The 22,414-nt window shown below is 72.3% G+C and carries 19 protein-coding genes; 16 read left to right on the forward strand and 3 right to left on the reverse strand.

Annotation, left to right across the window (positions count from 1 at the left end):
- Positions 1-105 precede the first annotated feature (105 nt).
- Positions 106-1,404 (forward strand): adenylosuccinate lyase, encoded by a 1,299-nt coding sequence (purB, locus tag RQM47_RS04285; RefSeq protein WP_311661374.1) that lies wholly within the window; start codon positions 106-108, stop codon positions 1,402-1,404.
- A 71-nt stretch (positions 1,405-1,475) separates the two neighbouring features.
- Here the strand turns inward: purB and RQM47_RS04290 are convergent, their stop codons facing one another.
- Positions 1,476-1,901: a hypothetical protein gene (locus tag RQM47_RS04290; RefSeq protein WP_311661376.1), complete on the reverse strand. Its 426-nt coding sequence runs from the start codon at positions 1,899-1,901 to the stop codon at positions 1,476-1,478.
- A 160-nt stretch (positions 1,902-2,061) separates the two neighbouring features.
- Here RQM47_RS04290 and RQM47_RS04295 point away from each other — a divergent pair, with 160 nt between their 5' ends.
- The 11 genes from RQM47_RS04295 (at position 2,062) to nuoH (ending at position 12,380) form a co-directional block, all read left to right on the forward strand.
- Positions 2,062-2,439, forward strand: coding sequence for an NADH-quinone oxidoreductase subunit A (locus RQM47_RS04295; protein ID WP_311661378.1), 378 nt, complete (start codon positions 2,062-2,064; stop codon positions 2,437-2,439).
- Between the two features lie 175 nt (positions 2,440-2,614).
- Positions 2,615-3,160, forward strand: a complete 546-nt coding sequence (locus RQM47_RS04300; protein WP_314007546.1) for an NADH-quinone oxidoreductase subunit NuoB — start codon at positions 2,615-2,617, stop codon at positions 3,158-3,160.
- Positions 3,161-3,263: 103 nt separating this feature from the next.
- On the forward strand, positions 3,264-4,079 hold the full coding sequence (locus RQM47_RS04305; RefSeq protein ID WP_311661382.1) for an NADH-quinone oxidoreductase subunit C: 816 nt from the start codon (positions 3,264-3,266) through the stop codon (positions 4,077-4,079).
- A gap of 77 nt (positions 4,080-4,156) precedes the next feature.
- Positions 4,157-5,551, forward strand: a complete 1,395-nt coding sequence (nuoD, locus tag RQM47_RS04310) for an NADH dehydrogenase (quinone) subunit D (protein ID WP_311661383.1) — start codon at positions 4,157-4,159, stop codon at positions 5,549-5,551.
- 92 nt (positions 5,552-5,643) lie between these two features.
- Positions 5,644-6,342 carry an NAD(P)H-dependent oxidoreductase subunit E gene (locus RQM47_RS04315; protein ID WP_311661385.1) on the forward strand — a complete coding sequence of 233 codons (699 nt, stop codon included), beginning with the start codon at positions 5,644-5,646 and terminating at the stop codon, positions 6,340-6,342.
- 15 nt (positions 6,343-6,357) lie between these two features.
- Positions 6,358-6,945, forward strand: coding sequence for a Uma2 family endonuclease (locus RQM47_RS04320; RefSeq protein ID WP_311661387.1), 588 nt, complete (start codon positions 6,358-6,360; stop codon positions 6,943-6,945).
- Positions 6,942-7,115: a hypothetical protein gene (locus RQM47_RS04325; RefSeq protein WP_311661388.1), complete on the forward strand. Its 174-nt coding sequence runs from the start codon at positions 6,942-6,944 to the stop codon at positions 7,113-7,115. The genes RQM47_RS04320 and RQM47_RS04325 overlap by 4 nt, the downstream gene beginning before the upstream one ends.
- Positions 7,116-7,143: 28 nt before the next feature.
- Positions 7,144-8,607 (forward strand): NADH-quinone oxidoreductase subunit NuoF, encoded by a 1,464-nt coding sequence (gene nuoF / locus RQM47_RS04330; protein WP_311661389.1) that lies wholly within the window; start codon positions 7,144-7,146, stop codon positions 8,605-8,607.
- Between the two features lie 80 nt (positions 8,608-8,687).
- Positions 8,688-9,182, forward strand: coding sequence for a DUF4920 domain-containing protein (locus tag RQM47_RS04335; protein ID WP_311661391.1), 495 nt, complete (start codon positions 8,688-8,690; stop codon positions 9,180-9,182).
- A gap of 88 nt (positions 9,183-9,270) precedes the next feature.
- Entirely contained in the window at positions 9,271-10,998 is a 1,728-nt protein-coding gene (locus RQM47_RS04340) for a 2Fe-2S iron-sulfur cluster-binding protein (protein WP_311661392.1), read from the forward strand.
- 251 nt (positions 10,999-11,249) lie between these two features.
- A complete protein-coding gene (gene nuoH, locus RQM47_RS04345) occupies positions 11,250-12,380 on the forward strand; it encodes an NADH-quinone oxidoreductase subunit NuoH (RefSeq protein ID WP_311661394.1) in 1,131 nt (376 codons plus the stop codon).
- Between the two features lie 90 nt (positions 12,381-12,470).
- On the opposite strand, the gene RQM47_RS04350 is transcribed toward nuoH, so the two are convergent.
- Positions 12,471-15,377, reverse strand: a complete 2,907-nt coding sequence (locus RQM47_RS04350) for a penicillin-binding protein 1A (protein WP_311661396.1) — start codon at positions 15,375-15,377, stop codon at positions 12,471-12,473.
- A 236-nt stretch (positions 15,378-15,613) separates the two neighbouring features.
- Here RQM47_RS04350 and tkt point away from each other — a divergent pair, with 236 nt between their 5' ends.
- From tkt to RQM47_RS04370, 4 genes are all read left to right on the forward strand, one after another.
- A complete protein-coding gene (gene tkt, locus RQM47_RS04355; protein ID WP_409945959.1) occupies positions 15,614-17,635 on the forward strand; it encodes a transketolase in 2,022 nt (673 codons plus the stop codon).
- A 158-nt stretch (positions 17,636-17,793) separates the two neighbouring features.
- Positions 17,794-18,201, forward strand: coding sequence for a hypothetical protein (locus RQM47_RS04360; protein ID WP_311661400.1), 408 nt, complete (start codon positions 17,794-17,796; stop codon positions 18,199-18,201).
- 231 nt (positions 18,202-18,432) lie between these two features.
- Positions 18,433-19,110, forward strand: a complete 678-nt coding sequence (gene rpe / locus RQM47_RS04365) for a ribulose-phosphate 3-epimerase (RefSeq protein ID WP_311661402.1) — start codon at positions 18,433-18,435, stop codon at positions 19,108-19,110.
- A gap of 58 nt (positions 19,111-19,168) precedes the next feature.
- Positions 19,169-20,086, forward strand: a complete 918-nt coding sequence (locus RQM47_RS04370; protein ID WP_311661404.1) for a hypothetical protein — start codon at positions 19,169-19,171, stop codon at positions 20,084-20,086.
- A 208-nt stretch (positions 20,087-20,294) separates the two neighbouring features.
- Here RQM47_RS04370 and RQM47_RS04375 read toward each other — a convergent pair whose 3' ends face one another.
- On the reverse strand, positions 20,295-22,397 hold the full coding sequence (locus RQM47_RS04375) for an ABC-F family ATP-binding cassette domain-containing protein (protein WP_311661406.1): 2,103 nt from the start codon (positions 22,395-22,397) through the stop codon (positions 20,295-20,297).
- Positions 22,398-22,414: the final 17 nt, after the last annotated feature.

Below are 22,414 nucleotides of genomic sequence, written 5' to 3' on the forward strand. Positions count from 1 at the left end.
GCCCGCGGTGGTCTTGGCGCCGGCTTCCCCCCGCCCCGCCCGCGGTGGCGCGAGGTTGCGGTTGACCGTTGGGTCCGCCCCGCCCGATCTCCCGCCCCGCCCGTTATGATCGACCGTTACACGCGCCCCGAGATGGGCGCCATCTGGACCAAGGAGGCCCAGTACCAGGCCTGGCTCGACGTCGAGCTCGCCGCCTGCTGGGCGTGGGCCGAGGCGACGGGCCAGATTCCCCACGAGGACGTCGAGACGTTGTACCGGGACGCCTCGTTCTCGGTCGACCGCATCCACGAGATCGAGGCCGAGACGCGCCACGACGTCGTCGCCTTTACGCGGGCCGTGTCCGAGACGCTGGGGCCGGAGCGGAAGTGGGTCCACTACGGGCTCACGTCGTCAGACGTGGTCGACACGGCGCAGTCGCTCCGGCTGCTCCGCGCCAACGAGATCCTGCGGGGCGGGGTGGAGCGGCTGGCCGGCGTTCTGGCCGAGCGCGCGGTCGAGCACAAGCACACCGTCACCGTCGGGCGCACGCACGGGGTCCACGCCGAGCCCACGACGTTCGGGCTCAAGCTGGCCCGGTTCTACGACGCCGTCCAGCGCGACCTCGCCCGGTTCGACGCCGCCGCCGAGGCGGTCCGCGTGGGCAAGCTGAGCGGGGCGGTGGGCACGTTCGCCAACATCCCGCCCGAGGTCGAGCGCCTGACGTGCGAGCGGCTGGGCCTCCGCCCCGCCCCCATCTCGACGCAGGTGCTCCCGCGCGACCTCCACGCGCAGTACCTGGGCGCGCTCGCGCTCGTGGGCACGACCATCGAGACGGTCGCCGTCGAGGTCCGCCACCTCCAGCGGAGCGAGGTGCTGGAGGCCGAGGAGGCGTTCCGGCCCGGGCAGAAGGGGAGTTCGGCAATGCCGCACAAGCGGAATCCCATCGGGTCCGAAAACCTGACCGGCATGGCCCGGCTCCTCCGCGGCTACATGGTGGCCGCCTACGAGGACGTGGCGCTCTGGCACGAGCGCGACATCAGCCATTCGTCGGTCGAGCGCGTGATCTTGCCCGACGCCACGACTGCGCTCGACTACGCGCTGGCCCGGCTCGCCCGGATCGTCGAAAACCTGACGGTCTACCCCGACCGGATGGCCGAGAACCTGGAGCGGACGTATGGGCTCGTCTACAGCCAGCGCCTCCTGCTGATGCTCATCGAAACCGGCCTCAGCCGCGAGGCCGCCTACGACGCCGTCCAGCCGCTCGCGATGCAGGCGTGGCGCGAGCGACGGAGCTTCCGCGAGATCGTCGAGGCGGCGCCCAGCGTAGCCGACCGCCTGAGCCCGGTCCAGATCGCCGACGCCTTCGACCCAGCCTACCACCAGGCCCACGTCGACGAGATCTTCGAGCGCGTCGGGCTGGGCTGAGGGCGCCGCCCCGCCCGCACTGCCGCATAAGCGCCACACGGGCGGGGCGGGGCGGTTCCGCCCGGCCGGCGCTACGGTTGGGGAGCGGGCGTGAGCGCCCCGTCGAGCGTAGCCCGGACGTCGGCGTCCGCGCCCGCGTAGACGACGACGAGCCGCTCGCCGTAGGCGTAGACCGACGTGTCCGCCCCGCCCGAGGCCGCGAGCGACGTGATGTCGGCGTTGCGGGCGGCGGCGGTCGGGTACTCGAACACGAACAGCTCGCCGCCCCCGGCGACCTCGTAGGCCGCCCCGCCCGAGGCGCGCGCGTTGGGCTCGGTGCGCGAGACGAACGCGAGGTCGAGCCCGAGCGCGTCGAGCCGGCTCGCGAGGTCCGCCGCCGTCGTCACGTCGAGGGCGACGGCCTCGGCCGGGTTGCGGTCGCCGCCGAGCGTCGGGACGTCGCGCGTGCTTTGGCACCCGGCGACGGAGAGCAGGAGGAGGGCGGGGAGGAGGCGCATGGGCGGGGCGGCGGGGCGCCGGCTCAACGACGGGGCGGGGCGGGAGGGTCCGCCCGCGCGGCTTCCCGAAGAAGCCACCCCGCCCCGCCCGCGCGCGGCGCCGACGGGCGGGGCGGGGTGGTAGCTTCTCGGCCCGCTCTACGCCGCTCCGGCTCCGCCGATGATCACCGAGTTCCTGCCCCTGTTCCTGATGATCGTGATGGCGTTCGGCCTCGCGTACACGCTGCTGAAGGTGGCGGAGTACTTCGGGCCGTACCAGCCGGGCGCCGTCAAGAAGAGCCCGTACGAGAGCGGCCAGGACCCGGTCGGGACCGCCCGCGACCGCTACTCGATCAAGTTCTACCTCGTCGCCATGATCTTCATCGTGTTCGACGTCGAGCTCGTGTTCCTCTACCCGTGGGCCGTCTCGTTCCGCACCTTCCTGGCCGCCGGGGGCGGGGCGGCGCTCATCTCGGTCTCGGTCATCGCCGTGTTCCTCTTCGTCCTCGTGGTCGGCCTGATCTACGACGTCAAAAAGGGCGGGATCGACTGGGACTGAGGGCGAGGCCGCGAGTCTCGGGCGGCGCGGCCCGCTCCACCGCGTCTCTTCTTCGCGCTCGCCCACACGCCACTCGGCCCCCCGCGGCCGTTGTTTCAGTCCCGGTTGAAAATCGGAGTGGGGCGAACACCCGCCCCGCCCCCGGGTACACTCCCGCACACAGCACGCGCACACCATGTTCAGCGAAGACGGCGGCTTCCTCACGACCACGGTCGACTCGGTCATCAACTGGGCGCGGTCGAACTCGCTCATGCCCATGCCGATGGGCCTCGCCTGCTGCGCCATCGAGATGATGGGGTTTGCCGGGCCGAAGTACGACGCGGCCCGGTTCGGGTCCGAGGCCATGCGGTTCAGCCCGCGCCAGGCCGACCTCATGATCGTGGCGGGGTGGTGCTCCTACAAGATGGCCCACACGGTCCGCCGGATCTGGGACCAGATGGCCGAGCCCAAGTGGTGCATCGCGCAGGGCGCGTGCGCCTCGACCGGCGGGATGCACCGGTGCTACGGGGTCGTCCAGGGCATCGACAACTTCCTCCCCGTCGACGTCTACATCCCCGGCTGCCCGCCCCGCCCCGAGGCCGTGCTCCACGCGCTCATGGACATCCAGGAGAAGATCCGCGTGACCGAGTCCGTCGCCAAGGACGTCCGCTTCAAGGACGAGCCCAACCAGCTCGTCGAGGGCCAGATCGTCGGCCCCAACGGCGAGGTCGTCACCGCGTAAAACGAGCGATGAGCGACGAGTAAAGGGCGATGAGCTCCTGCCCCGCGACGCGGGAGCGGGGTGGTTCAGGCCCGTCACTCGTCACCCCTCACCCATCCCCCCTATGCCCACCCCGCCCGACCCCCACGAGGACGCCGGCGACGACCGCCCCGCCGCCCCCGACGTGATCCCGCCGCCGTCGGTCGCCCTGGCCCGGGGCGCCGACCTCGTCGTGGGCGGCCCCGACGGCGCCCCGTTCGTCGACCCGGCGGAGCAGACGCAGACGCTGAAGTTCCACTTCACGCCGCGCGCCGCGCTCGCCGGCGAGATGGAGCGGCTTCAGACGGAGAACCCGCACGCCAAGGCGTCGACCGTCGTGCCGAAGGTGATCCAGGCGCTCCAGGACCGCTTCGGGGGCGAGGGCGGGGCGGTCGGCGAGGTCGTCGGCTACGCCGGCGAGACGACGGTCTACGTCGACCGCGACGCGATCGCCGACGTGTGCCTGTTCCTCCGCGACGAGGTCGGCTTCGACTACATGGCCGACATGGCGACGGTCGACCGCTTTACCGAGGAGGACCGCTTCGAGGTCGTCTACAACCTGTGCGCGCTCAAGGCCCGCAAGCGGATCCGCCTCAAGGTCCGCGTGGACGAGGACGACCCCGCGGTCCCCACCGTCACGCACGTGTGGCCGGGGGCGGGGTGGCACGAGCGCGAGGCGTGGGACATGATGGGGATCCGGTTCGACGGCAACCCCGACATGCGCCGGATCTACATGCCCGAGGACTTCGAGTACCACCCGCTGCGGAAGGAATTCCCCACGCTGGGCATCCCGGGCTCGCTCCCGCTCCCGCCGAACCACCCCGACGGCGACCTCCAGCTCGACCCGTACCCCCGCGCGCACGGCCTCATCCCGAAGGACCTCTCCACCGACGAAGGGTAGCCGGTGAGACGGCGGCACGCGGCAGGTGAACACGCCGCCGCCCCGCCCCCTCGCGATCTGCCCACCCGCCCCCCGTTATGGCCGCCACCGACCAAAGCACCACGTCCGCCCACTCCGCCGCGCCGGGCTCGAACAACGACCTGTTCACGTTCTGGCCCCGTCACCAGGCGGCCATCTACAAGGCCCTCAACGACCGCCACACCTACGTCGAGCGGGAGGCCGACGAGCGCGCCTTCGAGGCCGCGGCGACCGCTGGCGACGGCGTGGGCGGGGCGGCCGTGCCCATGATCGCCGAGGACCCGCTGGAGTCCAAGATGATCCTCAACCTCGGCCCGCAGCACCCGGCGACGCACGGCGCGCTCCGCATCGTGTGCCAGCTGGACGGCGAGACGGTCGACAAGTGCCTGCTGGACCTGGGGTACCTGCACCGCGGCATCGAGAAGCTCGCCGAGGTCAAGACCTACCAGGAGTTCATGCCCTACACGGACCGCATGGACTACATGTCGCCCTACTCGAACAACGTGGCGTGGTGCCTCGCGGTCGAGAAGCTGGCCGGCATCGAGGTCCCGGAGCGGGCGCAGTGGCTGCGGACGATCGGGTGCGAGCTGGCCCGCATCTCGGCCCACCTCCTGTGGGCGGGGACCATGGTCATGGACGCCGGCGCGCTCTCGGTCTTCCTCTGGACGTTCAAGTACCGCGAGGAGATCTACTCCATCTTCGACGAGATCGCCGGCGCCCGCTTTACGGTCTCGCACAGCCGCATCGGCGGGCTCGCGTTCGACTTCTCGGACACGGCCCTCGCCATGATCGCCGCGTTCTGCGACGAGTTCGAGCGCCAGATCGCGGACTGGAAAAAGCTCCTCAACCGGAACCGGATCTGGGTCGACCGCAACAAGGACGTGGGCATCCTGAGCGCTGACGAGGCCATCGCGCAGGGCTACACCGGCCCCAACCTCCGCGCGTCGGGCGTCCCCCACGACATCCGCCTCTTCGAGCCCTACCTCGTCTACGACCAGATCGACTTCGACATCCCGATGCGGACCGAGGGCGACTCGCTCGCCCGCTACTTCGTGCGCATCGAGGAGATGGAGGAGTCGGTCAAGATCATCCGGCAGTGCCTGGAGAAGCTGCCCCAGGGGCCGGTCCGCATCGACAACGCGAAGGCGGCATACCCCTCCAAGGACGAGGTCTATTACTCGATGGAGGGGATGATCCACGACTTCATGATGACCGACACCGGCGTCGCCCCGCCCAAGGGCGCCGAGTGCTACCACGCCATCGAGAGCCCGAAGGGCGAGCTCGGCTTCTTCCTCGTCTCCGACGGGACCGGCAGCCCGTGGCGCGTCAAGGCCAACACGGGCTCGTTCTCGAACCTCCAGGGCCTGGAGACGATGATGGAGGGCGCGATGGTGGCCGACACCGTCGTCCTCATCGGCTCCATCGACCCCGTCATCGGCGACTCCGACAAGTAGCGAATTCTGAACGCTGAACGCGGAACGATAAAGCGCCCAGCTTCCACGCTCTGCACCCCTTCAGCGTTCGTCATTCATCGTTCAGCGTTCTTATGACTCCCGAAACCCCCGGCGACCACCTCCGCGACGCCTCGCCCAAGCCGCCCTACGTGCCGGGCGTGGAGCCCGAGCGCCACGTTTCCGACGCGGACCTCGTTTGGACTGATGAGGAAAAGGAGACGATGCAGACGTACGTCGAGCAGTACCCGACGGCCGACGGCGCGGTCATGAAGGGGCTGTGGCTCGCGCAGCGGAAGTTCGGGTGGCTCCCGCCCGAGGTCATCCGCCTCGTCGCCGACACCCTGGAGCTGCCGTACGCGAAGGTGTACGGCGTGGCCACGTTCTACACGCAGTACTTCAAGGAGGAGAAGGGCCGGTACGTGCTCGACGTCTGCACGTGCTTTACGTGCCAGGTGTGCGGCGGCTACGACCTCCTGCACTACCTGGAGGAGACGCTCGGCGTGCCCAAGGGCGGGACGACCGAGGACGGCCTGTTCACGGTCCAGGAGGCCGAGTGCCTCGGCGCGTGCGGCTCGGCCCCGATGCTCCAGGTCACGAACGGCCCCTACGTCCACAACCTCACCGAGGCCAAGGTGGACGCCCTGATCGAGGCGCTGCGGGCGGGGCGGGAGGTCCCGTTCGAGTCCGTGACGCTGCCCCAGGACGAGGACGACCTGGGCGGCAACCGCCGCACCGACGCCGAGGCGACGGAGAGCTACGTGACGCCGCCCGTCTCCCGGACGATCCACTAGCGCCGCCCCGCCCGGATGCCCGTCGCCGCCCCCGCCCCGCCCCAGATCGAGACCCCGCAGCCGCACTGGGTCTGGACGCGGGAGCAGTACGACCGGATCGTGGAGGCGGGCGTGCTCGGGCCGGACGACAAGGTGGAGCTGCTGGACGGTCAGATCGTGCCCAAGATGCCACAGAACCGCCCGCACCGTGTGGCTACCACCCTCGTAGGTCAAGCCCTGCGCGCCGTCCTAGGGACGGACGTCTTCGTCCAGGAAGAGAAGCCCGTTGCGCTCTCGGACCTATCCGAGCCTGAGCCGGATGTGGCGGTCGTCTTCGGCTCTCCACGCGACTACGACCCCCACCCCGGGCCGAAGGCTATTGCCCTGCTCGTTGAGGTGGCCGACTCCAGTCTCCTTCGCGATCGTGTGCGGAAGGCTCAGGTGTACGCGGAGGCAGGTATTCCCGAATACTGGATCGTCAACCTCCAGGATCAGATCTTGGAAGTCCACCGCGATCCCGCGGGCGGGGCGTACGGGACCAAGGCGACGCACGGGCGGGGCGGGGCGGTCTCGCCATTGGGCGCTCCCGACGCCACCGTCGCCGTCACCGACCTCCTCCCGTGAGCGCCCGCCTCGCCGACCGCCGCATCCGCGCGGCCGCCCTCCGGGCGGCCCCGGCGCTCGACGTGCGCGGCCCGGTGTCGGAGGCGCTCGGCCGCGCCGGCATCGCGGTGCCGCCGGCGGACGCCGCCCCGCCCCGCACGGCCGCCCCGCCCCGGCGCGTTCGCAGCTAGACTCTTTTCCGACCGACCCCTCCGATCCATGGCCGACGCTGACACCCTCATCACCGGCGCCTCCAAGGCGGGCGACTGGCGCACCTACGAGCGCGCCATCCTGCCGCCGATCAAGGACCTCCACAAGATCGACGTCTACGAGGCCCAGGCCGACGGCTACAAGGCGCTCAAGGACGTCGTCCGCGACGGCAAGTTCGACCGGACCGAGCTGACCAACGAGGTCAAGGCAAGCGGTCTGAAGGGGCGGGGCGGGGCGGGCTTCCCGACCGGGCTCAAGTGGAGCTTCATGCCGCCCGTCGACCCCGAGAAGCCGCGCTACCTCTGCTGCAACGGCGACGAGTCCGAGCCGGGCACGTTCAAGGACCGCCAGATCTTCGAGTACAACCCGCACCTCATGATCGAGGGGATCACGCTGGCGGGGTACGCGATGACGATCAAGACGTGCTACCTCTACATCCGGGGCGAGTACGACGACTACATCCACCACGTGCAGACGGCGGTCGACGAGGCCTACGCGAAGGGCTACCTGGGCGAGAACATCCTGGGGACCGACTTCTCGTTCGACCTCGTGGTCCACGCCGGCGCCGGGGCCTACATCTGCGGCGAGGAGTCGTCGCTGATGAACTCGCTGGAGGGCAAGCGGGCCTACCCGCGCATCAAGCCGCCCTTCCCCGCCCAGAAGGGGATCTGGGGGATGCCGACGACGATCAACAACGTCGAGACGCTCGCCGACGTCCCGCTCATCGTCAACCGCGGCGCCGAGTGGTTCGCCCAGACGGGCGCCGAGAAGCACCCCGGGCCGGTGCTGTACGGCGTCTCGGGCCACGTCGTCAAGCCGGGCGTCTACGAGTACCCGACCGGTATGCTGCTCACCGACCTCCTGGAGGCGGCCGGCGGCCCGCGCGGGGGCAAAAAGATCAAGGCCGTCGTCCCCGGCGGCTCCTCCACCCCGCCCCTGACGTGGGAGATGGCGCAGGGCGTGACGATGGACGGCGACACGCTCCGCGAGGCCGGGAGCTCGATGGGCACCGGCTGCCCGTGTTTCTTGGATGAGGACACGGACATGGTGGCCTTCACGCGGCGGATCGCCCACTTCTACCACCACGAGTCGTGCGGCCAGTGCACGCCGTGCCGCGACGGGACGGGCTGGCTGGAAAAGCTGTTGACCCGGATCGACGCCGGCGAGGGTTACACGCGCGACCTCGACCTCCTGCTCGACCTGTGTGACCAGATGGAGGGCCGGACCGTGTGCGCGCTCGCCGACGCCGCCGCGTGGCCCGTCCGCTGGGGCATCCGCCGGTTCCGCGACGAGTTCGAGGCCAAATGCAAGCCGACCGCCTTCGACGGTGCCGACCTATCGGGCGACGGCGCCTCGCTCGACGTGAGCACGCCGGGCGTCCCCAGCGCCGCCGACGCGGGCAACCCGACGAGCGTGCCGGGCGACGTCGAGCCCGTGACCGACCCGACCATCACGCCTACCGGCACGCCGTAGCGCGCGAGCGGCCCGTCCGCCCCGCCCCGCCCGCCGTCTTCGCGAGCGGCCGCCCCGCCCGACCGCGCCCCCTCCCCGCCATGCGCCGACTCCTCCTGCTCCCCGCCCTCTGGCTCGCCGCCTGCGCCGACGCCCCCGCCCCGCCCGCCGAGGGCGGGGCGGCGGACGTGGTCCTCGTCGGCGCGGCCGTCCCGGGCGGGGCGGCGCTCTCTGCTGGCGACCTGATCGTCCAGGCCGACGCGCTCGACGGGCAGGACGTGGTCGTCGAGGGCGAGCCCCGCGAGGTGTGCCAGAAGATGGGCTGCTGGCTCACGCTGGCCGGCGCCGACGGCCAGACCGTCCGCGTGGTCGTGCCCAAGGACGAGGCCGGCGCCTACGTGTTCACGTTCCCCACCGACGCCTCGGGCGACCGCTACCGCATCGCCGGGCGGCTCGCCGTCGAGACCGCCTCCGTCGAGGAGCAGCGCCACTACGCCGAAGACGGCGGGGCGGACGCCGAGGCCCTCGCCGCCATCACCGAGCCCGAGCGCTCGCTCGTCCTGACGGCCACCGGCGCCGAGCGCCTCGACGCGTAGCAGTACGGGAGACCGGGTACGGGGTGCAGCCCCGAGGCGCCCGGACCTCGTACCCTGTACCCCGTACCCTTTCGCATCAGCCCACACCATGCCGCAGGTCCACATCGACGGGCAGACGTACGAGTTCGAGGAGGGCGAGAAGGTCCTCCAGTTCTGCCTCGACCACGGGACGGAGATCCCGCACTTCTGCTACCACCCCGCCCTCTCGGTCCCGGCCAACTGCCGGCAGTGCCTCGTCAAGACGGGGACGCCGATGTTCGACCGCGAGACGAAGGAGCCGGTCCTCGACGACGACGGGAACCAGAAGATCAACTACGCCCCGAAGCTGATGCCGAGCTGCTCGCTCGACATGACCGACGGGATGGTCGTCCACACGCAGCTCTCCGAGGTCGAGGTCGCCAACGCGCAGGCCGAGAACCTGGAGATCATGCTGATCAACCACCCGCTCGACTGCCCGATCTGCGACCAGGCCGGGCAGTGCCCGCTCCAGATCCAGGCGTACAAGTACGGCCCGGAGGGCTCGCGCTTCGAGTTCGAGAAGGTCCACAAGCCCAAGCGCGTCCAGCTCGGGCCGAACGTGGTCCTCGACGCCGAGCGGTGCATCAACTGCACGCGCTGCACCCGGTTCACGGCCGAGGTGACCGAGACGCACCAGCTGACCATCATCAACCGGGGCGACAACAACTACCCGATGACGGCTCCGGGCGAGTCGTTCGACGACGCCTACTCGATGTGCACGACCGACATCTGCCCGGTCGGCGCGCTCACCGAGGACTACTTCCGGTTCCAGGCCCGCGTCTGGGAGATGGACAAGACGCCGACCGTCTCGGACTTCGACGGCACGGGCACGAACGTGACGGTCTGGACCAAGAACAACGAGGTCCTCCGCATCACGCCGCGCGAGAACCTCGACGTCAACGAGTACTGGATGCCCGACGTGGCCCGGCTCGTCTACAAGACGTACAACGAGGACCGCGCGAGCGGCCCGCACCTGAACGGCCGCCCGACGACGTGGGAGACGGCCCGGAACGAGGCCGCCGCCCTGCTCCGCGAGGGCGGGGCGGACACGCTGTTCCTGGGCTCGCCCTACGCGACCGTCGAGGACAACTACCTGCTCATGCGGCTGGCCGAGGCCGTCGGCGCCGCCCCGCCCCGCTTCGTCGACCGTCGCGGGCAGCAGGAGGGCGACGACTTCCTGGTCTCGTCGGACCCGGCCCCGAACACCGAGGGCTGCCGCCGGCTGGGCATGGAGCCCGCCGACCCGGCGCTGCTCGCGGGCGGGGTGGCGAGTGCGCGCCTGGTCTACGTGCTGCACGAGGACCTCGTCGGCGACGGCCTGGTCTCGGCCGCCGACCTCGACGGCACGCCCGTCGTCCTCCACCCGACGCACACGACGAACCAGACGCCGTCGACCGTCTCGCTGCCCATCACGATGTCGGTCGAGACGATCGGGACGTACGTGAACGAGGACGGCCGCGCGCAGCTGCTCCGCCCCGCCAAGATGGTCCGCGCCATGAACCGGGCGCTCATGATGGCGCTGGGGACCGGCATGGGCCGCTCGGCCCGCGTGGGGACGCCGTTCGACCGCTGGCACGACGAGGACAACAAGATCGACTGCCTGCCCGGGTGGGCCGTGCTCCCTGAGGTCGCGTCCGTCCTCGGGCACCCCATGTCGTACAAGAGCCCGGCCGCCGTCATGGCCGAGGTCGCTGGGCGGGGCGGCTTCGACGGCGCCACGCACGGGGCGATGGGCACGCTCGGCGTCCCGCTCGAGACCTCCGACGCGGGCGAGGAGGTGCCGGCCCTCGGCGCCTGACCGCCCCGCCCCGCCCGCGAGCGGGGTGGTTCGGGCGGGGTGGAGGAAGGAGCCGCCCCGCCCCGCACGGACGCCACGCGCGACGTCTCTACGGCACGCCTCGTTTCGATAGACGCTCGATGGGGGCGGGGTGGTCGGGTGGCCCTCTCGCCCCTTTCCCTGCCTGCTCTTAACGGGCCGCCCCGCCCGCGGCCCCGGTCCGGTCGTACCCTGCACCCGATACATCGAACCTGCCCCGGAGGGGCGCACGCATGGACATCGTCGTCTCCGTCTGGGAGGTCCTCGACCTCCCGATCGTCATCTTCCTGCTGCTCAACCTGTTCCTGGTGACGGCGGCGCTGCTCGTCTACGCCGAGCGGAAGGTGTCGGCGTTTATCCAGGAGCGGAACGGGCCGAACCGCGTCGGGCCGGGCGGCCTGTTCCAGTCGTTCGCCGACGTGTTCAAGCTGATGTTCAAGGAGAACATCGTGCCGGCGCAGGGGAACGAGTTCGTCCACAGCCTGGCGCCCGTTCTCATGGTCGTCATCGCCATGTCGACGGGCGCGCTCATCCCGTGGGCGCGGACGCCGGCCGGCAACCCGCTCGCGGTCGCCGACATCGGCGTCGGGCTCCTCGTCGTGCTCGCCATGACGTCGGTGTCGGTCTACGGCGTGACGCTGGCGGGGTGGTCGTCGAACTCGAAGTACGCGCTCCTGGGCGGCCTCCGGTCGTCGGCGCAGATGATCTCGTACGAGCTGGCGATGGGCGCCGCCGCGCTCTCGGTCGTGCTCTACGCCGGGAGCCTCAGCCTGTTCGACATCGTCGAGAGCCAGAACCACCCGGTCGCCGGCGTCTTCGCCTGGAACTGGTTCCGCAACCCGGTCGGGTTCGTGGTCTTCGCCGTGTGCGCGCTCGCCGAGACGAACCGGGCGCCGTTCGACCTGCCCGAGGCCGAGCAGGAGCTCGTGGCCGGCTACCACACCGAGTACTCGGGGATGAAGTTCGGGATGTTCTTCCTGGCGGAGTACGTCAACCTGTGGGTGGCCTCCCTCCTGATCGCGACGCTGTTCCTGGGCGGCTACCTCCTCCCGTGGGAGGCCGCCTACGCGGGCGCGATCCCGGCGGTGGTCCTCACGATGCTCCAGGTCGTGGCCTTCCTGGTGAAGGTGTCGTTTATCGCCTTCTGCTTTATCTGGATTCGCTGGACGCTCCCCCGCTTCAAGTACAACCAGCTCATGAACCTGGGCTGGAAGAAGCTGCTCCCGATCGCGATCGCGAACATCGTCGTCGTCGCCTTCCTCGTTGCGGCCTACCAGCTTATCGCCGCCCCGGACCCGGCGCCGGCGCTGATCCTCGAAACGGAGACCTACGTAGACCCCGGCGCCCTCGACGTGGCGCCGTAGCCGCGGGGCGGGGCGGCCGCCCCGCCCGCGCAGGGTGGCGGAGCGTGGATCAGTGGAGGAGTGGCCGCGTAGCCGCGAGGGCGGGGTGGCCTACCACCCGATCCGACCCGCCGCGCGCGGCACGCTCTCGCGGCCCGGCGCGCGCGGCGGCACGGGCGGGGCGGCCTCCGGCGTGCCCACCCCGCCCTCGACCGGCTCGTCGACGACGAAGCCGCCCTCGTCCTCGACCTCCTCGTCCTCGAACAGCGGCCCGCCCCGCTCGGCGTCCTCGCGGGCGCGCTCGACCTCGCGGCGGGCGTCACGGACGGCCTCGTCGCGGGCGCGGCGGATCTCGCGGAGCCCGTCGCCCGCGCCCCGGTTCGCCTCGCGGACGGCCTGCCGGACCGCCCGCCGCGCCTCGCGGCGGACGCGCGGGTCCTCGATCCGGTCGAGGTCCAGGATGTCCTCGACCCAGTCCGAGTCGACGTACAGCGTCTCGTCCGCCTCGTCCCGCTCCTCGTGGTCGTCGCGGCGGGCGGGGCGGTCGTCGGCGCGGTCCGGGCGCCACCCCGCCCGGTTCGGCGTGCGCGGGCCGTAGCCATCGGGGAGGTCGGCGCCGTCCCGGCGGTCCGCGTTCCACGCGTCGGCGACGCGCTCGCCGCCCCGCTCGAACAGCCCACCCGCCCAATCGGCGACGGCCGAGGCGAAGCGCTCGAAGACGCCGTCGCCGTCGTCACTTCTGGGGGCGGGGCGGGGGAAGACGGCGGCCCGGTCGACGAGCCGGTCGCGCTCTGCCCGCCGGTAGAAGTCGCCGACGACGCGGAGCGCGTTGTGGCCGCCCTGCCCCCAGTACGACGACCGGAACGTGACACGCGGGTCGTCGAACCCGACCCACGCGCCCATCACGAGGTCGGGGTGCATGAGCAAAAACCAGCCGTCGGCGCCGTCCTGCGTCGTGCCCGTCTTGCCGGCGAGGTCGCCGCGCGCGCCGAACCGGCGGCGGACGTCGGAGCCGGTCCCGACGTCGACCACCCCGCGCATCATGTCCAGCAGGTCCGTCGCCACGTCGGGGTCGAGGGCGGGGCGGGGCGGGGGCGCGAACCGGGCCACCTCGTTCCCGTCGCGGTCCGTAATGTGGGTGACGGTGACGGGCGCGCGGTAGACGCCGCCGTCGGCGATGGTCGCGTAGGCGCTCGTCATCTCGAGCAGCGACACGTCGCTCGTCCCGAGCGCGAGCGAGGGGACCGCGTCGAGCTTGCTCTGGATGCCCATGCGGCGGGCCGTCCGCGCGAGGTCGCGGGCGCCGACCTCCTCGACGAGCCGCGCGGCGACCGTGTTCTTGGACTGCGCGAGCCCGTCGCGGAGGCTCACGAGCTCGCCCGACGCCGCCCCGCCCGCGTTCGTGGGCGTCCACACAACGCCGTTGTCGAGCGTGATCTCGACGTCGTCGTCCGGCACCTCGTCGTCGGGCTCGAACCCCTCTTCGAGGGCGCGGGCGTAGAGGAACGGCTTGAACGTGGACCCCGGCTGGCGCTTGGCGCGGCCCACGTGGTCGTAGGCCGAGTCGCGGAAGTCGCGGCCGCCGACCCACACGCGGACCTCGCCAGTCGACGGGTCGACGGCCGCGAGCGCCACCTCCAGCCGCATCTTCTCCTGGCGGAGCGAGTCGAGAAACGCGGGGTCGGCGCGGAGCGCGGCGAGCGCGTCGTCGGGCGCCGCCCCGCCCGCGACGGCCGCGCGGTAGGCGGCGGTCTCGGCGACGAAGGCGTCGGCGGCCTCGCGGCGGAGCGTCCAGAACCGCTCGAACGGCTGCGTCTGCCGCGCCACGCGGACGTAGGGTGCCGTCGTCGGCCCGAGCCGGTCGGCGCTGGCCCGGCCCCACTCGACGTCGGCGACCGTCTGGAGCGCGTCGCCGAACGTCTCGACGGCCGCCGCCGCCGCCTTCTGGAGCCGCCAGTCGAGCGTCGTGTGGACCGTCAGGCCGTCGCCGTAGAGGCTGTAGCCGGCCTCGTCGGCCCAGCCCTCGAGCTGCACGCGGACGTGCTCGGTAAAGTGCGGGGCGAGGCTCCGCTGCATCGGCTGCCGCTCGAACTTCAGCCCGAGCGGCTCATCGCGGAGCGCGGCGGCCTCGGCTTCAGACAGGTCCCCGTAGGCCACGAGCTGCCCCAGGACCACGTTCCGCCGCGCGAGCGCCCGGTCGGGGTTCCGGTACGGGTTGTACGACGAGGTCCCCTTGAGCATGCCGACGAGCGTGGCCGCCTGGAGCCGGTCGAGGTCGCCGGCGCTCGTCGAGAAGTAGGTCCGCGCCGCCATCTCGATGCCCCACGCGTTGTAGAGGAAGGGGACCGTGTTGAGGTAGAGCTCGAGGATCTGGTCCTTGGTGTAGACCCGCTCGATCTTGAGCGCCGTGACGGCCTCCTTCATCTTGCGCGAGACCGACGGCGCGTTCCCGATGGCGTCGGGGAACAGGTTGCGCGCCAGCTGCTGCGTGAGCGTCGAGGCCCCACGGAGGCCGCGCCCCGTAAGCGCGTCGGCCGCCGCCCCGCCCACGCCGAGCGCGTCGAGGCCGGAGTGGGCGTAGAACCGGCGGTCCTCGGTCGCCACGAGCGCCTCGACGACGTGGGGCGAGATCTCGTCGAGCGTGCGCCACTCGCGGTTGCGGCGCGCAAAGCGCGTGAGTTCGGTCCCGTCGGCCGAGAGCACGACGGCCGGGTCCACCTCACGGGCGTTCCGCAGGTCGCCCACGCTGGGCGTGAGCGGCCACAGGACGAGGCCGTAGAACAGCAGCCCGACCGCGAGCGCGGCCCCGGCCAGGGCGCCCGCGCCGACCACCCCGCCCGCGCCCCACGCGACGCGCCTCGCCGTCGACAGCTTAGGATCGCGGACCTTCGACCAGACCGCCCCGCCCGCAGCTTTCAGGCGCGTGTACACCCAAGCGACGGCCACCTTCAGCGTGGCCCACACCCGGGCGAGGGCGCGGCGCCAGAGGGGCACGGTGGGCGGGGCGGTCTGGGGCATGGACGGCGGGCGGGGCGGGAGCGGGCGCAGGCTACGGGGCGGGGCGGCCAGAGATACGCCGGCCGGCTGCGGCGGCTCCAACGGGCAGGGCGGGGCGGTGCGTGTGGGGGCCGCCCCGCCCTCGCCGGCCCGGCCGCGGCACTTCCTGGGGGGACCCTCGCCGCCCCGCCCTCGTACGGTCCGCCCCTCTCACCACCCCGCCCCTCATGGCCCAGCCGACCGTTAGCACCGACCAGATGGAGGACCCCGCCCCGGAGCGGTCCTCGCGAGAACGCGCCCACCTCGAAGAGGTCGCCGCGAACACGATCCGCGGCCTGACGATCGACGCCGTCGAAAAGGCCAACAGCGGCCACCCCGGGCTCCCGATGGGGATGGCCGACGCGGCGACCGTGCTCTGGACCCGGTTCCTGAAGCACAACCCGGAGGACCCGCAGTGGTTCGACCGCGACCGCTTCGTGCTCTCGGCCGGCCACGGGTCGATGCTGATCTACAGCCTCCTCCACCTGAGCGGCTACGACGTTTCGTTGGAGGACCTCAAGGAGTTCCGGCAGCTCCACTCGAAGACGCCGGGCCACCCCGAGGTCCACCACACGCCGGGCGTCGAGACGACGACGGGGCCGCTCGGGCAGGGGCTCGCCACGGCCGTCGGCATGGCGATCGCTGAGAAGCACTTGGCGGCCGCTTTCAACACGGCGGACCACGTCGTCGTCGGCCACTACACCTACGTGATCGCGTCGGACGGCGACCTCCAGGAGGGCGTGACGAACGAGGCGTCGTCGCTGGCCGGGCACCTCGGGCTGGGTCGGCTCGTTGTGCTCTACGACGACAACCACGTCTCGATCGACGGCGACACCCAGCTCTCGTTCACCGAGGACCGGGCGGGGCGGTACGAGGCGCTCGGGTGGCACGTGATCCGCGAGATCGACGGGCACGACAACGAGGCCGTCGCGCGCGCCATCCGCGAGGCCCGCAACGTGCTCGACCGGCCCAGCTTCCTCGAAGTCCGCACGACGATCGGGTACGGGTCGCCCAACCTGGCCGGCCAGCACACGGTCCACTCCGACGCCATCGGCGACGAGGAGATCGAGGCGACGAAAAAGAACCTCGGCATCCCGCTCGAGCCCGACTTCTACGTTCCCGACGACGCGACGGCGCTGTTCCACGAGCAGGCTGCGCGCGGGGCGCGGGAGCAGCACGAGTGGGAGGGCCGCCTGACGGCCTACGCCGAGGCCCAGCCCGACCAGGCCGCCGACCTCCGGCGCCGCATCGAGGGCCGCCTCCCCGACGGCTGGACCGACGCGCTGCCCACGTTCGACGCCGACGAAAAGGGCATGGCGAGCCGCGCCGCGAGCGGCAAGGTGCTCGACGCGCTCGTCCCGGTCCTCCCCGAACTCGTGGGCGGGTCGGCCGACCTCACGCCGTCGGTGAAGACGAAGGCGAAGGGGATGCAGGACTTTCAGAAGACGACGGCCGAGGCCCGCTACGTCCACTACGGGATCCGCGAGCACGCGATGGCGGCGGCCATGAACGGGATGGCGCTCCACGGCGGCGTGCGCCCGTACGGCGGCACGTTCCTCATCTTCTCCGACTACATGAAGCCGGCCGTGCGCCTGGGCGCGCTCATGGAGGCGCCGGTGGTCCACGTGTTCACGCACGACTCGGTCGGGCTGGGCGAGGACGGGCCGACGCACCAGCCGATCGAGCAGCTGGCCGGGCTCCGCGCGACCCCCGGCCTCCACGTCGTCCGCCCGGCGGACGCCAACGAGACGGCGGCGGCGTGGAAGCTGGCCGTCGAGAGCCCCGGCCCGACGGCCCTCGCGCTCAGCCGCCAGGCGCTGCCCACGTTCGCGGAGTCGAAGGACCGCGCCGTCGACGGCGTCGCGCGCGGCGGCTACGTGCTCTCCGACGCCGACGGTGAGCCGGACCTGATCCTAGTCGGGGCCGGGGCCGAGGTGAACCTGCTCATGGAGGCGAAAAAGGAGCTGGGCGGGGCGGTCCGCGTGGTGTCGATGCCGTGCGACCGTCTCTTTTTCCAGCAAGACGAGGCGTACCGCGAGTCCGTCCTGCCGTCGTCCGTCCGCGCGCGCGTGGCCGTCGAGGCGGCGAGCCCGTACGGGTGGGGCCGCGTCGTCGGGCTGGACGGCGAGGTCATCGCGATTGACCGCTTTGGCGAGAGCGCGCCGGGCGCCGACGCCCTGACGGACCTCGGGCTCACGGTCGAGGCCGTCGTCGAGGCCGCCCGCCGCGTCCGCAGCTAGCCACCCCGCCCGCGAACGAGCCGGCCGCCCCGCCTCCGCGCCCGCCCCGCCCGTGTCCCGCGGGCGGGGCGGCGTTGTCCAGGCCGCGGGCGGGGTGGGGGAGGAGGGAGCGGCGCTAGTTTCCGGCCCCCGCCCTTTGGGTCCACCCCGCCCCGACTGTGAGCCTTCCCGTCCCGCCCGGCGCTCTGGCCCGGATCGTCCGGTTCGTGGCGACGGGCGCCGTCGTGGCCACGCTCGTGCTGATCGTCGTGACGGCGGACGGGCGGCCGTGGCAGGCGCTGGCGTCGGTCGTCATGATCGCGCTGCTCCCGTACGTCGCCTTCGTGGCGCTTGCGCGGTGGGCGAACGGGGTGCCGTGGGCGGAGGCGGCCGTGCTCGCCGGGCTGGTGCTGGCGGTGTTCTTCGCGGCCGCCATGTACGTGCTCGCGTTCGTCGTCGCGCCGGGGCCGAAGAGCGCCTCGGCGCCGCTCGCGGTGCCGCTCCTGCAGTCGTTCGCGGTCGCGCTGGGCGGGGTGGGGGCCGGGGCGGCCAAGTGGGCCGCGTGGCAGGCGGGGCGGGGCGCCTAGAGCACCCTTCGGGTGGGTACGGGGTACCGAGTACGAGGTACGGCCCGGTCTGCCCTCGGCGCGCGCGTACCTGTACCCCGTACCGAGTACCCTGTACCTCCCTGCACGTTGCCCTGGTGCAGCGGCAAGGAGCCTCGTGCGCCCCGCCCCGCCCCTGGCAACGAGACCGGGCGGGGCGGCGGATCCCAGCGGCGGAGCGGGCCGTCCGACACCGCCCCGCCCCCGCTCCTCATGACGCTCGCCCCTTCTGTTCTCGCCGCCGACTTTGGCCGCCTCGAAGCCCACGCCCGCGAGGCCATAGACGCCGGGGCCGACTGGCTCCACATCGACGTGATGGACGGCCACTTTGTCCCGAACATCTCGTTCGGCGTGCCCGTCATGCGCGGGCTCCGAGCGCTCGCCGACGAGACTGACACGCCGTTCGACGTCCACCTCATGATCGAGGAGCCGGACCGCTACCTCGAGGACTTCGCCGAGGCCGGGGCGTCCGTTATCACGGTCCACCAGGAGGCGTGCCCGCACCTCCACCGGACCGTCCAGGCCATCCACGCGCTCGGGTGCCGGGCCGGCGTGGCGGTCAACCCGGCCACCCCGCTCGTGATGCTCGAAGACGTCCTGGGCGACCTCGACCTCGTCCTCGTGATGTCGGTCAACCCCGGCTTCGGCGGGCAGTCGTTCATCCCGGGCTCGACGGACAAGGTCCGCCGGCTCCGCCAGATGACGAGCGGAGCGCAGACCGCCGGGGCGGGGCGGCCGCTCATCGAGGTCGACGGCGGCGTGTCGCCGGACAACGCGCGCGCCCTCCTCGACGCCGGCGCCGACGTGTTCGTCGCCGGCAGCGCCGTCTTCCGGGGCGACGTGGCCGAGAACGTGGCCGCGTTCCGCCGCGCCGAGATGCGGACGGCGTAGGGACCGCGCGCGGAGTCGGGCGTAGTCTCCCCACGCTGCCCTCGCCCACCCCGCCCGCATGTCGCCGATCCTGCCGCCCCGACCCCTCGCACTCGTCGCGGCGCTCGCGCTCGCCGCCTGCTCCGCCCCGCCCCAAGCCGAGGCCCCCGCCGTCCCCGAGGTCGCCGGTCTCTCGTCGGACCAGGTCCTGTACCTGGACGAGCTGGGCATCCCCGTGGTCGTCCCGGGCGCGACCGGGGCGTTCCGCCTGGGCGGGCTCGAAGTCGAGCGCCGCGCCGGCTCCGTCCGCTACGCGCTCGACTACCGCCGCGACGACGGCGCGTGCTTCGAGGTGAGCGGCGACACGGGCGGGATGCGCCTGCCGGACTACCCGCTCGTCTCGCAGGAGGCGATCGCGCGCGGGCTCCCCGGGCGCCCGACCGTCCGCGTGTTCGAGGCCGCCGACGACCCGGGTGCGACGAGCGCTCAGGTGTGGGGGGTGCAGACGGTGGTCTCGGAGCCGATCGCGCTCGACGGCGTCGGCGTGCTGTTCCTCAGCGACACGGCCGACGGCTGCCGGCCCGTGAGCCTCGTCGAGGCCGTCGAGGTCGTGTCCGCCCTCGAGCTCCTCCCGCGCGTTCCGGGCGGGGCGAGCGGGGGCGGCTCGGCCGCCGCGGGCGGCGACACCTACCGCCCCGCCCCCGACGTCCTCGACGGCTACAATGCGGCGTCCACGCCCGAGGCCGCCGCCGAGGCCATCGCGCGGCGGTACGAGACCGACGCCGTCGAGGTCGAGGTCGTGGAGGTGTACGACGGCGAGGCCGTGGTCCTGGTGACGGCCTACGACCTCCGCGACGACTCGGTCCGCGACGAGCGCCTGCGCCTGCTCTACCGCGACAACGGGGTCGGCACGTGGGAGCTCGTCGACGCCGGCCGCCAGGTCCGGTGCCAGGCCAGGCGCGGCCACGCGGACTGGGGCTCGCCCCCGTGCTCGTAGGCGGAGGCCGGGGCGGCAGACCGCGGCGGGCGGCCGCCGAGGTCCGAACGGGCGCGGCCGCCCCGCTCGCGCTGGGTGGGCAGGGTGGTCCAGCCGCCCCGCGCCCGAACGTCGCGCAGCGTCGGCGCGGCCAGGGCGAGGGGGCGGGGCGGCCAGGGTGAGGGGCCGGGCGGGGTGGCGAGTGCCTGACGAACTCAGCGAGCCCGTATTAGAGCGCCTCGACCTGGGCGGCCAGCCGCTCCCACCGCTTGTAGAGCCCCTTGAGGTCCGCCTTCGCCGTCGTGAGCGACGCCATCGTGGTCTCGAACTCCTTGGGCTTCGCGTAGAGGTCGGGGTCGGCCATCTGCGCCTCCAGCGTCTCGATCTCCCCCTCCTTGTCGGCGACGGACTGCTCCAACAGGTCGAGCGCCCGCTGCGCGAGGTCCGGCCCGAGCTCCTTGGCCGACGGGACCGTCCCGTCCTTCATCATGCGGTAGAGCGCGTTGCGGGCCTCGGCCTCGCGGCGCTTGTCCTCCTTCGATTTTTTGCCGCCCGAGGACTTCGCCGCCCCGCCCTTGCCCGCCCCGCCCGCTGCTTTCCCGCCCTTCGCTGGCGCGGCCGCCCCGCCCTTCGCGGGCGGCGCAGGCGTGGGCGGGGCGGTCTGGGCCGCGCCGTCGCCCGAGGGCAGGTGCTTGGCCGCCGTCCCGTTCTCGCGCTGCCACTGCGTCTCGAAGTACGTGCCGCGGTAGGTCCGCACGCCGCGGTCCTCGACGTACCACACCGACTCGGCGACGGCGTCGATAAAGTGGCGGTCGTGGCTGACGAGCACGAACGTGCCGGTGTACTGGCGGAGCGCCTCGGCGAGCACGTTCTTCGAGACCAGGTCGAGGTGGTTCGTCGGCTCGTCGAGGACGAGGACGTTGGCTGGGCTGAGGAGCGTCCGCGCGAGCGCGAGCCGCGAGCGCTCGCCGCCGGAGAGCACGGACACGCTCTTTTCGGCGTCCGAGCCCGTAAACAGGAACGCGCCGAGGAGCGAGCGGAGCTCGGTGTCGGAGTGCCCGCGCGAGACCTCCTGGAGCGACTGGAAGACGGTGTGCGACGGGTCGAGCGCCTCGGCCTGGTGCTGCGCGAAGTGGGCCATCTCAGCGCGGCGGTCCTGGCGGACCTCGCCGTCGACCGACTCCGTCCCCAGCAGGATGCGCGCGAGCGTCGACTTGCCGGCCCCGTTCTTGCCGACCAGCGCCACCTTGTCGCCCCGCTCCAGCACGAGCGGGTCGGCGTGGTCGAACACGACCGTCTCGCCGCCCTCCGGCGCGGGGTACGACTTGGCGAACGCGCCCAGCTCGACCACCTGGCGCCCGGACGCGGGCGGGTCGGGGAACCGGAACCGGATCGTATTGGCCTCGGCCGGCGGCGGCGGGATGCGCTCGAGCTTCTCGAGCATCTTGATCCGGCTCTGGGCCTGCTTCGCCTTCGTGGCCTTGGCGCGGAACCGGGCGATAAACCGCTCGGCCTCGGCGATCTCCTTTTGCTGGTTGTCGTACCGCGCCTGCCAGTGCGCCCGCCGCTCCTGCCGGGCTTCGAGGTAGTGCGAGTAGTTGCCGGCGTAGCTGTCGATCTGGCCGCGCACGAGGTCGGCCGTCGCCGTCGTCATGCGGTCGAGGAAGTAGCGGTCGTGCGAGACCAGGACGACGGCGCCGGGGTAGCCCGTGAGGTGCCCTTCGAGCCAGTCGATGGACTCGATGTCGAGGTGGTTCGTGGGCTCGTCGAGGAGCAGCACGTCGGGCTCGCCGAGCAGCATCCGTGCGAGCGTCGACCGCATCCGCCAGCCGCCGGAGAACGTCTTGAGCGGCCGGCGCATCTCGTCGGCGCTGAACCCGAGCCCCGAGAGCACGGCGGCCGCCCGCGCCTCGGCCGTGTGCGCCTCGCGCGTGACGAGCCGGTCGTGGACCTTGCTGAACCGCTCGACGAGGGCGAAGTAGTCGTCCGACGTGTGGTCGGCGTGCGCCTCCATCTGCTTCGTCAACGCCTCGGCCTCGGCCTCCAGCCGGAGCACGTCGTCGAAGGCCCGGAGCGCGTCCTCGAGCGGCGTCGTCTCGATGTCCTGCTCCTGCGTGTCCTGGCGCAGGAACCCGACGGTCGCCCCGCCCTCATAAACCACCCCGCCCGCGTCGGGCGCCTGGTCGCCGGCGATGACGCGGAGCAGCGTCGACTTGCCGGCCCCGTTCGGCCCGACGAGCCCGACCCGCTCGCCGCCACGGACGGTCCACGAGAGGCCATCGAACAGGACGCGGCCGCCGAACGCGAGATGAAGGTCGTTTACGACGAGCAATGTGGAATGCGGAAGGT

Origin of the sequence: Rubrivirga sp. S365 (genome assembly GCF_032248475.1) — a bacterium.
In the GTDB taxonomy this organism is placed as follows: Bacteria; Bacteroidota; Rhodothermia; order Rhodothermales; family Rubricoccaceae; genus Rubrivirga; species Rubrivirga litoralis.

Excerpts from the sequence above, each read along its gene's own strand:
- purB (WP_311661374.1), top strand. The coding sequence starts at position 106 with ATGATCGACCGTTACACGCGCCCCGAGATGGGCGCCATCTGGACCAAG.
- RQM47_RS04290 (WP_311661376.1), bottom strand. The coding sequence starts at position 1,901 with ATGCGCCTCCTCCCCGCCCTCCTCCTGCTCTCCGTCGCCGGGTGCCAA.
- RQM47_RS04295 (WP_311661378.1), top strand. The coding sequence starts at position 2,062 with ATGATCACCGAGTTCCTGCCCCTGTTCCTGATGATCGTGATGGCGTTC.
- RQM47_RS04300 (WP_314007546.1), top strand. The coding sequence starts at position 2,615 with ATGTTCAGCGAAGACGGCGGCTTCCTCACGACCACGGTCGACTCGGTC.
- RQM47_RS04305 (WP_311661382.1), top strand. The coding sequence starts at position 3,264 with ATGCCCACCCCGCCCGACCCCCACGAGGACGCCGGCGACGACCGCCCC.
- nuoD (WP_311661383.1), top strand. The coding sequence starts at position 4,157 with ATGGCCGCCACCGACCAAAGCACCACGTCCGCCCACTCCGCCGCGCCG.
- RQM47_RS04315 (WP_311661385.1), top strand. The coding sequence starts at position 5,644 with ATGACTCCCGAAACCCCCGGCGACCACCTCCGCGACGCCTCGCCCAAG.
- RQM47_RS04320 (WP_311661387.1), top strand. The coding sequence starts at position 6,358 with ATGCCCGTCGCCGCCCCCGCCCCGCCCCAGATCGAGACCCCGCAGCCG.
- nuoF (WP_311661389.1), top strand. The coding sequence starts at position 7,144 with ATGGCCGACGCTGACACCCTCATCACCGGCGCCTCCAAGGCGGGCGAC.
- RQM47_RS04335 (WP_311661391.1), top strand. The coding sequence starts at position 8,688 with ATGCGCCGACTCCTCCTGCTCCCCGCCCTCTGGCTCGCCGCCTGCGCC.
- RQM47_RS04340 (WP_311661392.1), top strand. The coding sequence starts at position 9,271 with ATGCCGCAGGTCCACATCGACGGGCAGACGTACGAGTTCGAGGAGGGC.
- nuoH (WP_311661394.1), top strand. The coding sequence starts at position 11,250 with ATGGACATCGTCGTCTCCGTCTGGGAGGTCCTCGACCTCCCGATCGTC.
- RQM47_RS04350 (WP_311661396.1), bottom strand. The coding sequence starts at position 15,377 with ATGCCCCAGACCGCCCCGCCCACCGTGCCCCTCTGGCGCCGCGCCCTC.
- tkt (WP_409945959.1), top strand. The coding sequence starts at position 15,614 with ATGGAGGACCCCGCCCCGGAGCGGTCCTCGCGAGAACGCGCCCACCTC.
- rpe (WP_311661402.1), top strand. The coding sequence starts at position 18,433 with ATGACGCTCGCCCCTTCTGTTCTCGCCGCCGACTTTGGCCGCCTCGAA.
- RQM47_RS04370 (WP_311661404.1), top strand. The coding sequence starts at position 19,169 with ATGTCGCCGATCCTGCCGCCCCGACCCCTCGCACTCGTCGCGGCGCTC.